The following is a 12,401-nucleotide window of genomic DNA, read 5'->3' as shown; positions in this document are numbered from 1 at the left end:
GAAAAATTTTCGCTTCGTCTGTCCTCCCCCTGCGCTGTTAATTATCGAGCACTCACTCTACCAAGTGTATCAAGTTGATGCTCAGCCTCTTTATAAGAGATAAAATGACTCTTAAAGAGCATAGATAGTTATCCGTTACCACTCACGTGCATATAAAAAACCCCTTAAAAGTAGTATCCATTTTTGGTAGCTACTTTTAAGGGGAGTCTATTTTTAAGGGGAGTCTATTTTATTAAATATCTTTCAAAGCGTTTAGCTAAAATGATTAATTTTGTGACTGATTATTAGAAGTTACCCGTTTACGGACACCTTTATTAATGTCTAATAAGATTGGTAAGACCATTGGTTTACGTTCCGTTTTCTCGTGAATGAGAGGATAAATCGTATCAAAAATCACATCGCGAATCATTTTTTCAGTTACCACAGCACCATTTTCGTTTAATCCACGATTAATGGCTGAACGTAATTGATTTTGCATTTCATTGATTAAATCAATGGATTCACGCATATAAATAAAGCCACGAGACATAATATCAGGACCACTAATTAACGCATGGTTTTGATAGTCAATTGTCGCAGTGACGATGATTAAACCATCTTCTGACAAGGTATGACGATCACGTAGGACGATACTTCCGATATCACCAATACCACTACCATCAACGTAAACATCTTGTGCTTGAAAATTACCCGCCACACGAGCACTATTTTGAGTAACAGCTAGCATATCACCATTGGCTAAAATAAAACAGTTTTCTTTTGGAATACCGGTTTCTTGTGCTAATTCTGCTTGAATACTTTGCATGCGATATTCACCATGGACCGGCATGAAATATTTAGGTTTCATTAGACGTAACATTAACAGTTGTTCTTGTTGCCCACCATGTCCTGAGGTATGAATATTATTAATTTTACCATGGATCACATTGGCACCTAATTCAGTTAAACGGTTAATGACACGATTGACACTGATGGTATTGCCTGGAATAGGTGAACTAGAAAAAATTACTGTATCTTCCGGCTGAATCGAAATTTGACGATGGGTACCATTAGCAATACGACTTAAAGCAGCCATCGGCTCACCTTGAGATCCGGTACATAATATAATCAGTTTATTACCGTCTACGGAATCAATGTTTCGACCATCAACGAAAAGATCTTGTCCGTCCGTTTCGATATAGCCTAATTCGCGCCCCGTTTTAATCGCCGATTCCATACTACGTCCAAAGACTGCGATTTTACGATCAGTTTCTTTGGCGACTTCGACTACTTGTTGAAGTCGTGAAACATTCGAAGCAAAAGTAGCGAAGATGACTCGTCCTTGAACTCCTTGGATAATATTTTTAATTGATTGACCCACAATTTTTTCTGATTTAGTGAAAGTTGGGATTTCTGCGTTAGTGGAATCACCTAATAACACTAAAACTCCTTCTTCACCGATGCGAGCCATGCGATGCAAATCGGCTGGTTTGCCAACAGGAGTAAAGTCAAATTTATAATCCCCTGTAAAGACAATATTGCCAGGAGGTGTCTTAACTACTACGCCATATGCTTCGGGAATACTATGGGTTGTCAGGTAAAAACTAACGGTCGTTTTTCTAAAGCGTAAAACGGTATTTTCGTCAATTTCAGTGATATTCGCATCTTTCAACAAACCGCGTTCTTGTAATTTGTTACGGATTAATGCACTGGCTAATTTACCGGCATAAATAGGAACATTTATTTGTTGTAACAAATAAGGAACGCCTCCGATATGGTCTTCGTGACCATGGGAAATAATTAATGCCGATACTTTATGATTATTTTGTAAAATATATTGAAAATCAGGAATGACATAATCAATTCCCAATAATTCATCTTCCGGAAACATCACACCGCAGTCTAGTAGGATAATCTCATCTTGAAATTGGACACCATACATATTTTTTCCAACTTCGCCTAATCCACCTAGAGCAAAAATGCCTGTTTCGTTATTTTTAAGTGTCGTAGACATTCTAAAACTCCATTATTTTGAAATCAGGATTATGTTCGCGCTCATATTCTAAATGAGCTTCTGATAACTCCTGTAAATATTCAATATTGTATGGTGTATTCTTATCAAATTTAGCGCGAGCTTCCACAATATTATCTGCTTCGATATAAAGTGATTTAGTGTTCTCTCTTAATGGAACTTGGTTTTTAGTTTCTTGGTATGTTGCTTTAAAAATCATATGAATCTCCTTTTATTTTTTATTACTGGGTTTAAAAGTTTTCAAAACGTGCATTGCAATGAAATTTTATTGCGAATTGATCGCATAAGAACACGAACTTAATGGTCAAAACTGTTTAAACGGGCTATGCTATCAATATTTTATCACACAAAGTGGATTAAGTATAGAAACTTTAATTTAATAAAAGGCTTACTTAAAAAGTGTTTGATAATATTTTGCGTATTTAATGATGACCGGTCAAAGAGGTGGTAAGAAATGATTGAACAACAAGCGAAAATAATGATTGAAGAAGCATTAACTGAAAATACATCCGACATTCATATATTGCCAAGACATCAAGTGTATGCCATTTATTTTAGAGTAAATGGTGAAATGGTATTTCAAAGAGATGAAAGTGAAGTTTGGGGCCGTAAATTAATTAGTTATTTTAAATTTTTAGCTAATTTGGATGTAGGTGAGAAGCGTAAGCCACAGTCTGGTTCGATTCATTATCAGCTAGCAGGTGGTGCAGTAGAATTGCGTTTATCGACCATCACCAATGTGAACTTATGGGAATCACTGGTGATTCGTTTAATTCGACAAGTAACGCATCATCAACAAGCACTGATGACTTATTTTCCGAATGAACTAGCACACCTAAGACAATTAGTGAGAAGAAAAAGTGGATTGTTATTATTTTCTGGGCCTGTCGGTTCAGGAAAAACAACGACTATTTATCAATTACTACGTGAGCGAATGAAAGAAGAACCACTGCAAGTGATTACCATGGAGGACCCTGTCGAGATTATCGAAGAGACCTTTTTACAAACAGAAGTCAATTTAAGAGCGGATATAGATTATGATGTCTTAATTAAAGCTTCTTTACGTCATCATCCTGATGTTTTGTTAATTGGTGAAATTCGTGATGAGATAACCGCCAGAATGGTAATTAGAGGAGCATTAACGGGCCACTTAATGATTGCGACGATTCACGCAAAAAATACTTTAGGCGTGATTGGTCGATTACAAGAATTATCAGTCAGTAATGAACAAATTCGTCAAACTTTAATCGGGGTTATTTCCCAACGATTGGTGCCTTGTACATCTGTCCTTAAGCCCAAATTAGGAGGGCGAGCCGCTATTTTTGAGGTGTTAGCTGGTTCAACATTGCAAGAGGTTTTATCACAAGGGGAGGCGAGTTTTCCAGAGATTAATGATTATTTAAGAAAGGCATGGTCATATGGATACATCACCAGTAAAAGCTACCATCAGTTTGAAGTGGTTTAAACGTCCTTTACCTAAAAAAGTGAAAACCAAGGACCAGGCACTCTTTTTACAAAATTTATTTGAGTTATTATCAGAAGGATTTTCATTAAATCAAGCGCTAGTCTTTATGGAATTACTGATGCCTCAATATCGAGAGCTGATTAAAATTATAGTGCAATCACTAGAACAAGGTGCAGGACTAGAAAGAGGACTTAGACAAATTGGATTTTCTTTGGATATTGTCGCGCAAATTTTTTATGGACAAAAACAGGGACGGTTTTATCCGGCTTTACAAAAATGTTCGGAGTCTTTAAAGCTTCAAGCTGATTATCGTCAAAAAATAGTAAAGACATTGACTTATCCGATCGTTATGTTTGTCTTTTTAATTGCGTTATTATTAGGCATGAGAATATTTCTACTTCCCCATATTCTTAGTTTTATTTCAGTTGAAGTTTATCAAACCACGCCACTTATTCGTTTATTAGTTTTATTTTTTTCCTATTTACCTCAAATATTAATCAGTCTATTTGCTATTAGTATTTTGGGATATTTTTTTATTGATGTCTATTTACTCCGAAAAAGTGCGATGCATCGTTATAAGATACTACTAAAAATTCCTCTGTTAAATAAATGGATTCGATATTATTGTACATATAAAGTGGCCCAAAATTTAGGTTATTTTTTAGAAGGAGGTTTTTCTTTACAGCAGACTTTTGATTTTATTGTACAATATCCGATTGATCCTTTTTTAACAGAAGTGGCGGCCTATTTAACAGAAAATTTAAAGAAAGGAGAAGCGCTAAGTGATAGTTTAGACGCTTTAAGACTATTTCAACCGGAATTAGGGATGATTGTGTATCAAGGTGAATTGACCAGTCAACTATCCACGAAGTGTCTACTGTTTTCAAATAAATTAGTGACAGAATTAATGGAAGATGTCGCCAAAAAAATTAATTATTTGCAACCTATTTTATTTGTTTTGATTGCGCTTTTAGTAATGGGAATGTATTTGATGATGATGTTGCCAATCTTAACAATGGAAGGTTTATAAAAGAAAGAGGTGGAAAAATGAAAAGAAAAATTATCAAACATTTCAGCAATCGCAAGGGATTTACGCTTTTGGAAATGTTAATTGTCTTAATTATCGTTGGATTATTGATGGCGATTATTATTCCAAATGTTTCCGGACAAAAAGAGCGGATTGAGACCCAAGCAACTGAAAATATTGCTGAAATTGTGGAGACACAAGTGAATACCTATCAGTTAGTTGAAAAGAGTGATGATGCGACCTTAACGCTATTAGTTAGTGAAGGTTATTTGACACAAAAACAAGCTGATGAAGCAGAACGTTTATTAGGTTTAAGTCCAGACACCGTTATTACCGTTCCGATTAGTAGTGACAGTGGACAATAATAGGGGGTTTACTTTAGTTGAGATGTTGATTCATTTAATTATTATTAGCTTTCTAATATTACTTATGATAAAAATCCCTCATCGTCAAATAGCTAATCAAATTGAAAATCGTCTGTTTGTGGATCAATTAGTCGCACAATTGAATTATACCCAGCAGAAAGCACTCTTTCATAATAAACGTTATACGGTAACCTTTGATCAATCCCGACAGGAGGTTCGCTTTAATGATCGCAACCTGCAACTACCCGAAACATTATATTTTAATCAAACTTTTATTTTTGACTATTTAGCAAATGGGCGAGTCAATCAATTTCGAACGGTTACATTATATACTAACGAAGGCCCCCATGTTAAAATTGTCTTTCAATTAGGAAGTGGTAAATTTGTGGTACAAACAGAATAATCAAGGATTCGCCTTAGTTGATAGTATGGTTGCTTTTATTATCTTTAGTTTAATGTTGATGTTGTATTTACCAGCTTATCATAGAGAATTACAGCGACTAGAGGAGTTAAAGTTAGTTGCCAATCAATGGCAACTATTTGATGATTTAATCCAAATGTCGCAACAACAAACATCGTTGGATTTAGATACGCGCATAGAGGCTTACACTCTTTTATATGAAGAAGGAGTCACATGGCAAGCCAATAATGGGGTTTATCAAATTGTATTTGATGGAGGCAATCAATATGAAGTCCAATTGCTCAATTTACAATAATCGAGGAATGATTTTGATTGAAGCATTAATTAGTTTGATGGTGATTAGTCTAATGATGCATGGTATCTATCAAATTATGAACAGTTATCAAAGGGTTCGTTTCGCTCAATCACAAGAATTATCGGCCGATGGACACCAGTTTTTATCATTATTGGAAGCAGAGTTGCGACAATATCAAGTGGAAGAGGTGAAGCATAATACGATTAAGATGAAAAATGAGGCTGGCTATTATCAGATTGTGTTAGAAAACAATAAAATTTATAAAAAGCCAGGACATCATCCCTATGCTTATCAAGTACAATCATGGGAACTAAATCAAAAGGGAAGTTGCATTGAAGTGATGGTCACCTATCAAAATCAACAAAAATTTTTCGGAATAGTAAAATATGAAGAATAATAAAGCATTGGCGTTGCCCATTGTGATAGTCTTTATGTTTTTATCTCACTTAACCTATATTAGTTTATTGAACTATAACCAAATTCAATCATTGCGTTACCGAGATATTGCGGGTTACTATCAAGGACAAAGTATGTTGACGATTAGTAATACTTTCCTGAAAGAAAAGGATGGTAGTCAACAATTAATTCAGCGGTTAAACGAAGTAATCGAACATCAAACCACTTATTTATTACCTAGACACGGGGTCGTTATGGATGAAGCCAACTTTCATTCACAATTGACAATGATTCAAGTTGAAGAACAAGACCTGCCACAAATCCATATTATTTCTCATCAAATCTATATTGAAGAACATGCTATGCAAAAGATAGAAAATGATGGAGGATTAGATGAATTATTTGTAGAAGGGGTGGTGTTACCTAATAAATTACCTCAAGCGTTTGAAGAAGCACCTATTCAATCTCAAGTGCAAGAAATGTTGCATTCTTTGAGTGAACTAGGGTGGGAGCAACAATCTAACAAGAGACGTAATTTTCAAGGACAACTGAACATTCAACCAGCGCCTTATACCCAGTTTGACTTTAATATCGGACAAGTTAAGGTCAAAAACAATGCGGATGGTCGACAAGTTACGGTTTATGATAAAGCTGGCCATCAGCTTTATCAACAACAACAATTAAATGAAAAAGTAGGCTTTTTAATACTATCGGAAGTGATAATATTGGAAGAAATGATAGCGCCATAATACCATCCTTGAATAAAGCATTATCATCGAAAAAAGTGAAACCACTTTTTAAATTCTATAGTGAAATAGATCGATGATGATGCTTTTTATGACTCTATACTTTTGGGTGTGGGTGAACAGAAATTGTTCTGTTCATTCACATCTTTTTTAAGCAATACAAAAAGTTATTGAATTCCGATATAATCTAATTAGCGACAAAAAGTTAATTCTTTGATACAATATAATTAAATTATTTAGAGGGGTGTTCAGATGTCTAGAGTTGAACAATTAAGACAAGAATTAACGAAATACAATGCCGAAAGTATGCTGGTAACGAATTTAAAAAACGTTCGTTACTTAGCTAATTTCACTGGTTCAGCAGGAGTGGTATTCGTTACTCCTACCCAACAATATTTTATTACAGACTTTCGTTATAATACTCAAGCAGCCGAACAAGCAAAAGGCTTCGAAATTATTATCCATAAAAACGGTGCGTTTAATGCTGTTGCAGAAATTATTGAGCAAGAAAATATTCAATCAGTTGCTATTGAAGCAGATGAAATGAATGTCGCAACTTACTTGAAATTAAAAGATTTATTTGACGCTGAGATGATTGAAACAGAATTATTATTAGAAACAATTCGTTCAGTAAAATCAGAAGATGAAATTAAAATCATCAAAGAAGCTTGTGAAATAACGGACCAAGCATTCGAGCATATTTTAACCTTCATCAAACCAGGTGTAACAGAAATTGAAGTAGCTAATGAATTGGAGCGTTTCTTAAAATCTAAAGGAGCTTCTGCGATGTCATTTGATACGATTGTTGCCAGCGGATTACGTTCAGCCATGCCACATGGAGTCGCGAGTGATAAAGTAATTGAAGAGGGTGATGTGGTAACATTAGACTTTGGTTGTTACTATCACGGCTATAGTTCCGATATGACTAGAACGATTGCGGTCGGACATATCGATCCTAAAATGGAAGAAATTTATCATATCGTCCTAGAAGCACATGAACGTGTCAATAGAGCAGCTAAAGCGGGGATGACAGGTAAAGAATTAGATGCCGTAGCACGCGATTATATTACTGAAAAAGGATATGGACCAGCATTTGGCCATAGTACCGGACATGGACTAGGGCTTGATGTGCATGAACAACCAGGTATAAACTTCCGTAATGAACAACCATTATTAGTGAATCAAGTGATTACTAATGAACCAGGAATATATGTAGAAGGTTTGGGCGGTGTTCGGATTGAAGATGACTTGGTTATCACTGAAGATGGAGCCTATGGTTTGAATCGTAGTCCTAAGAATTTGATAATTTTATAGCATTTCGATGGTATATCCGTTAAAATGGGGATAGCAGAAAGTAAAAGAGGAGGAAAGCATATGACAACTCATGAAAATACTTCAATGAATACTCACGGAACCCCTCAATTGGGTGAAATTAACATTACAACATCGGTATTGGAAACTATTGCCGCTCAAGCAACTAAAAAAGTAGCTGGTGTTTATGTTAGTAAACAATCTTTCCAAAAGGTTTCAGGGAGTTTCTTTAGTTTAGAACGTGAAAAAACAGGTGCAAAGATTAAGCGTCAAGACAATCATATTGCCGTCGATATTGATATTCGTGTAAAATATGGTTATTCGGTACCTGATGTAGCGATGAATGTTCAAGAAAGTGTTAAAGAACAAATTTTATTTATGACGGATTTAGTGATTGATGAAGTGAATGTCCATGTCATTTCAGTAGAAGCTGAAACAACAGGATCTGAATTATTTCATTTAGACGAAGAAAATGGTGACACAGTTGACGAATAAGTTAAATAAAAGACGCCAAGTCCGTGAAAAAGCGGTCCAAATTTTATTTCAATTAGTAGATGCGCCTGATTATTTAACTGAAGAAGTTGCAACTGAATTTGCATTGGAAGCTGGTAATGATCCAGAAGCGGGTTTTGACGAAGTCGAAGACCAATACTTATTTGAGTTAATCAAAGGGGTCCAAGAAAATCGTGATGAGATTGATCAAACGATTGAAAAATACTTATCTGATTGGACAATTGATCGTTTAAATCGGATTGACTTAGTAGTCTTAAGAGTCGCACTATATGAATTAATGTATGTGAGTCGTGAAACGGTACCAGCTAAAGTGGCAGTCAATGAGGCAATTGACTTAAGTAAATTATTCAGTGATGAAAAATCGCGTCGCTTTGTTAGTGGTGTGTTATCTGAATATTTAAAACAAATAGAGACAGAATAGAGTTTGGCTTAGTTGAAGCCGTCAACCTTTGCGGTGACTCACTCTGTTGAATAGTAAAACAATAATAGACATTGAAGATAAAAGGAAAGATAGCAACTTTAATGGTTCTATCTTTCTTTTTTTGACTTTATTCAATAGAGTGAAGCACTGGCCGTTAAAATAAGAGTGCGACTGACCTTAGCGATCAAAATTCATCTGGGAAATCTACACGTCTTCTAAGATTGTTAAAATAAAACTGCGAATTACCTTGGTTATCAAAGAGTTAGGGTAACACGTTTGGCATTATATTTTTAACAGTCTATCGTGCTTATTTAATCCGTTCGATCAACTGATAAAAATGAGTGAAAGAAAATAGTGTGAGATAATGGTTTCTAATTGAATACCATTTCCTAATTTACATATAATTGTATTACAAGGAGGATTGAAAAATGAAACAGAATAAAAAATCAGAACATAATCGAAAAAAGTTACATTTACGAATGTCCTTTAGTCCTCTATTAGGGACAGGATTGCTTCTTGCGGTACTATTAGTGGCGATGCAAGTAGTGAATTCAAGTGGGAAAAATCCTATAAAGCAATTATTTTCAGAGAAGCAAACTTCTATCAGTGAATCAGTGGTTAATAAATCGAGCAATACAGAAGAAACTAATCATGACCCAATAAAGTCTGACAACATGTCATCCTTGAGTGAAAGTGAACCAAAGAAAGCAGAAAATTCTCAGTCTCAAGTTGAAAGTCACCAGTCTGAAGCATTAGCAGAATCAGAAGAGGAGGTTAAGCATTCTATTGAAGAAGCTACTCAATCGGAAGAATCAATAGCAACAACGACATCAGCGCAAACAACTATTAGGGACTCACATGAAGAAAAACCTAAAATTGTCGAAAACAAAAATAAACAACAATGGTTACCGAATATTAAAGTAGAAGGTATTTTTAATCCGTTAATTTATTCATTAGACGGAGAATATAGTCTCTATTACCAAGCGCTTGATCATAAGACTAGTTCACAACCTTTAATCTTAAATAATCAACCGATGCGATCAGCTAGTATCATTAAACTTTTTGTCCTTGCGGCGCTATTTGAGCAAGTAGAAAAAGGGGAAATGGATTTAACAGAACAATATGTCTTAAAAGCAGAAGACAAGGTCTCGGGAACAGGGGACATTCAAAACATGCAAGATGGTACGGAATTAACCTTATTAACCTTAGCTGAGAAAATGATTATCATTAGTGATAATACCGCCACTAATATTCTGATTAATTTAATAGGTGGTATAGAGAAAGTTCAAAACATAATTGTGGAACTGGGATATTCTGATGTGCAATTAAAGCGGTTGATGGTTGACCTTGAGTCATTAAAAGCCGGGGAAGATAATTATGTGACGGTAGAAGATGTTGGTCGAATTTTAGCAGATATTTATCAAGAAAAATTGGTATCAAAGTCAGCTTCACAAAAAATGTTAGCTGTTTTAAAGCAGCAAACAGATCGACAAATGCTCGCGCGAAATCTGCCGAGTGACGTTACTTATTACGGAAAAACAGGGAATTTTGAAGACTATGGTGTGCAAAATGATGCGGCCATTATTGAGACGCCAAAATGTGCCTTCATCTTAGTTTTCTTATCACAAGATGGTCAAAAAGAACAACAATTGAAAGCGATGAATAAACTAGGAAAAGTAGTAAGCGAACTATTCATTGAAATTGAATAGCACCGAGTAGAATATATTGCGAATGGGATTTGTATGGCGCCCATCAAGATAGACACCGATGAAGGTGCAGAGCATTTGAGTCAATAAATGTTGCTATAGATATTTACGATTTTAGTCTCAGTTAAAGTCTATTATCTATAACAGTGTGTATTTAAGGATATTTCCGTTTGTTTGAATAGAATAAAATTGATGGTATAATATTATTAGTAAATTTTTTAAAAAAGGAGGAATGTGAATGCTTCAGAAGTTAAAAGAGGTTATGATGGCAGTAATCCCCATCGCAATTTTAGTTGTTATTATTCATTTGTTTTTAACCCCATTAACGCAAAAACAATTTACACTATTTGCTATTGGTGTCGTATTAGTGCTGTTCGGATTAGCCATATTTTTACTTGGTGTTGATATTAGTATTTCCAGAATGGGACATATTTTAGGACATGGTTTAACTAAAACAGGAAATACCAAATTACTAGTTGCAGGTGGAATTTTGATTGGCTTTATTGTCTCGATTGCCGAACCTTCTCTAACAATATTAGGGGATCAAATAGCGACAATGTCCAATCAAAGTTTAAGTCAGATGTTAGTCGTCGTCGTCGTATCTTTAGGTGTGGCGTTTTTGCTGGCTTTAGGGATGCTTAGAATTGTTTATGCTTGGAATATTTCAAAAATAGTGACGATTTTTTATGTACTTATTTTTGTTCTTGCTATTTTTGTGGATGAAGCAATGGTGACTTTTGCCTTTGACTCATCAGGAGCGACGACAGGTGCTCTAACGGTTCCTTTCGTACTGGCATTAAGTACTGGTATTTCTTCATTATCAAATGAAGAAATTGAACAAGATGATATGAGTTTTGGTTTAGTTGGGATTGCTTCCATTGGACCGATTTTAGCAATGTTGATTTTAGGTTTGTTTTCGAGACAATCTTTAGCAGGCCAGTTTATTGAACAAGAACCATTAGACCAATCGATTGCCCTAATTGTATGGGAATCCTTAAAATCTAGTATTGGTCAAATTGTAGTCGGAGTTATTCCCTTATTAGTTATTTTTCTTATTTACCACTATTTTATTGAAAAGCAAACACCTCAAACCTTTAAAGATATTATGGTTGGATTAGGTTATTTAATGTTTGGTCTCGTACTGTTTTTAACTGGTGTTTCGGCAGGATTTATGCCTATAAGTCAATATTTAGGCGGAGCTTTGTATGAATCGCAAGCACAGTGGGTTCTAGTGTTAATTGGCTTTATATTGGGTGTGATGGCGATATTAGCAGAACCAGCCATTTATGTTTTAATTAACCAAATCGAAGATGAAACCGGGGGCTCTATTTCAAAGAATTTAGTATTAGTGCTTATTTCTTCAGGAGTAGGCGTTGCGATTGCTTTAACTGTTTTAAGAATTTTAAATCCTTCTATGAGATTATGGCATATTTTATTACCAGGTTTTCTACTAATTATATTGCTGTCGCATAAAGTGCCAAAATTATTTGTGGGGATGGGGTTTGATTCCGGTGGAGTAGCCAGTGGTCCAATGACCGGTACCTTTATCTTTGCATATGTTCAAGGAATCGCCATTGCTAGTCCGGTCTCTGATCCCATTATTGATGGTTTCGGTATGATTGCGGTAGTGGCCATGGTGCCTATTTTATTTATAGAAATATTAGGTTGGGTTTATCTTAAGATTGAACAAAACCAACAGGAATAATTTGAGGAGTAATGTATAT

At 35.1% G+C, this 12,401-nt stretch carries 14 protein-coding genes; 12 read left to right on the top strand and 2 right to left on the bottom strand.

The window, feature by feature from the left end:
• Nucleotides 1–265: 265 nt before the first annotated feature.
• Nucleotides 266–1,993 carry a ribonuclease J1 gene (gene rnjA / locus LB888_RS03020; RefSeq protein WP_318753564.1) on the bottom strand — a complete coding sequence of 576 codons (1,728 nt, stop codon included), beginning with the start codon at nucleotides 1,991–1,993 and terminating at the stop codon, nucleotides 266–268.
• A gap of 1 nt (nucleotide 1,994) precedes the next feature.
• Entirely contained in the window at nucleotides 1,995–2,210 is a 216-nt protein-coding gene (locus LB888_RS03015) for a DNA-directed RNA polymerase subunit epsilon (RefSeq protein ID WP_318753563.1), read from the bottom strand.
• Nucleotides 2,211–2,465: 255 nt separating this feature from the next.
• Here LB888_RS03015 and comGA point away from each other — a divergent pair, with 255 nt between their 5' ends.
• From comGA to LB888_RS02955, 12 genes are all read left to right on the top strand, one after another.
• Entirely contained in the window at nucleotides 2,466–3,476 is a 1,011-nt protein-coding gene (comGA, locus tag LB888_RS03010; protein ID WP_276649385.1) for a competence type IV pilus ATPase ComGA, read from the top strand.
• Nucleotides 3,430–4,506: a competence type IV pilus assembly protein ComGB gene (gene comGB / locus LB888_RS03005; RefSeq protein ID WP_318753562.1), complete on the top strand. Its 1,077-nt coding sequence runs from the start codon at nucleotides 3,430–3,432 to the stop codon at nucleotides 4,504–4,506. Before comGA ends, comGB begins: the two co-directional genes overlap by 47 nt.
• A gap of 17 nt (nucleotides 4,507–4,523) precedes the next feature.
• On the top strand, nucleotides 4,524–4,868 hold the full coding sequence (gene comGC / locus LB888_RS03000; RefSeq protein WP_078755843.1) for a competence type IV pilus major pilin ComGC: 345 nt from the start codon (nucleotides 4,524–4,526) through the stop codon (nucleotides 4,866–4,868).
• Entirely contained in the window at nucleotides 4,858–5,271 is a 414-nt protein-coding gene (gene comGD / locus LB888_RS02995; protein WP_311921078.1) for a competence type IV pilus minor pilin ComGD, read from the top strand. Before comGC ends, comGD begins: the two co-directional genes overlap by 11 nt.
• Nucleotides 5,252–5,584 (top strand): type II secretion system protein, encoded by a 333-nt coding sequence (locus tag LB888_RS02990; RefSeq protein WP_143412045.1) that lies wholly within the window; start codon nucleotides 5,252–5,254, stop codon nucleotides 5,582–5,584. The genes comGD and LB888_RS02990 overlap by 20 nt, the downstream gene beginning before the upstream one ends.
• The gene (locus tag LB888_RS02985) at nucleotides 5,556–5,981 is read left to right on the top strand and encodes a competence type IV pilus minor pilin ComGF (RefSeq protein ID WP_318753561.1); all 426 of its coding nucleotides are present in this window, start codon (nucleotides 5,556–5,558) and stop codon (nucleotides 5,979–5,981) included. Before LB888_RS02990 ends, LB888_RS02985 begins: the two co-directional genes overlap by 29 nt.
• Nucleotides 5,971–6,729, top strand: a complete 759-nt coding sequence (locus LB888_RS02980; RefSeq protein WP_318753560.1) for a hypothetical protein — start codon at nucleotides 5,971–5,973, stop codon at nucleotides 6,727–6,729. The genes LB888_RS02985 and LB888_RS02980 overlap by 11 nt, the downstream gene beginning before the upstream one ends.
• Before the next feature lie 249 nt (nucleotides 6,730–6,978).
• Entirely contained in the window at nucleotides 6,979–8,040 is a 1,062-nt protein-coding gene (locus LB888_RS02975; RefSeq protein ID WP_318753559.1) for an aminopeptidase P family protein, read from the top strand.
• A 60-nt stretch (nucleotides 8,041–8,100) separates the two neighbouring features.
• Entirely contained in the window at nucleotides 8,101–8,532 is a 432-nt protein-coding gene (locus LB888_RS02970) for an Asp23/Gls24 family envelope stress response protein (protein ID WP_159443868.1), read from the top strand.
• Nucleotides 8,522–8,971: a transcription antitermination factor NusB gene (nusB, locus tag LB888_RS02965; RefSeq protein ID WP_234982918.1), complete on the top strand. Its 450-nt coding sequence runs from the start codon at nucleotides 8,522–8,524 to the stop codon at nucleotides 8,969–8,971. The genes LB888_RS02970 and nusB overlap by 11 nt, the downstream gene beginning before the upstream one ends.
• Before the next feature lie 428 nt (nucleotides 8,972–9,399).
• On the top strand, nucleotides 9,400–10,680 hold the full coding sequence (locus LB888_RS02960) for a serine hydrolase (protein ID WP_318753558.1): 1,281 nt from the start codon (nucleotides 9,400–9,402) through the stop codon (nucleotides 10,678–10,680).
• 235 nt (nucleotides 10,681–10,915) lie between these two features.
• Complete coding sequence (locus LB888_RS02955; protein WP_318753557.1) at nucleotides 10,916–12,382, top strand: DUF1538 domain-containing protein; 1,467 nt, start codon at nucleotides 10,916–10,918, stop codon at nucleotides 12,380–12,382.
• Nucleotides 12,383–12,401: the final 19 nt, after the last annotated feature.

The organism is Globicatella sp. PHS-GS-PNBC-21-1553, assembly GCF_033564055.1.
Lineage (GTDB): Bacteria > Bacillota > Bacilli > Lactobacillales > Aerococcaceae > Globicatella > Globicatella sulfidifaciens.
The sequence above is the reverse complement of the archived record's forward strand: the minus strand, read 5'-3'. Positions and strand labels throughout refer to the sequence as shown.

Coding starts and splice junctions, on each gene's coding strand:
- LB888_RS02985 (WP_318753561.1), top strand. CDS start 5,556: ATGAAGTCCAATTGCTCAATTTACAATAATCGAGGAATGATTTTGATT.
- rnjA (WP_318753564.1), bottom strand. CDS start 1,993: ATGTCTACGACACTTAAAAATAACGAAACAGGCATTTTTGCTCTAGGT.
- LB888_RS02960 (WP_318753558.1), top strand. CDS start 9,400: ATGAAACAGAATAAAAAATCAGAACATAATCGAAAAAAGTTACATTTA.
- LB888_RS02970 (WP_159443868.1), top strand. CDS start 8,101: ATGACAACTCATGAAAATACTTCAATGAATACTCACGGAACCCCTCAA.
- LB888_RS02955 (WP_318753557.1), top strand. CDS start 10,916: ATGCTTCAGAAGTTAAAAGAGGTTATGATGGCAGTAATCCCCATCGCA.
- comGA (WP_276649385.1), top strand. CDS start 2,466: ATGATTGAACAACAAGCGAAAATAATGATTGAAGAAGCATTAACTGAA.
- LB888_RS03015 (WP_318753563.1), bottom strand. CDS start 2,210: ATGATTTTTAAAGCAACATACCAAGAAACTAAAAACCAAGTTCCATTA.
- comGB (WP_318753562.1), top strand. CDS start 3,430: ATGGATACATCACCAGTAAAAGCTACCATCAGTTTGAAGTGGTTTAAA.
- LB888_RS02980 (WP_318753560.1), top strand. CDS start 5,971: ATGAAGAATAATAAAGCATTGGCGTTGCCCATTGTGATAGTCTTTATG.
- comGC (WP_078755843.1), top strand. CDS start 4,524: ATGAAAAGAAAAATTATCAAACATTTCAGCAATCGCAAGGGATTTACG.
- LB888_RS02975 (WP_318753559.1), top strand. CDS start 6,979: ATGTCTAGAGTTGAACAATTAAGACAAGAATTAACGAAATACAATGCC.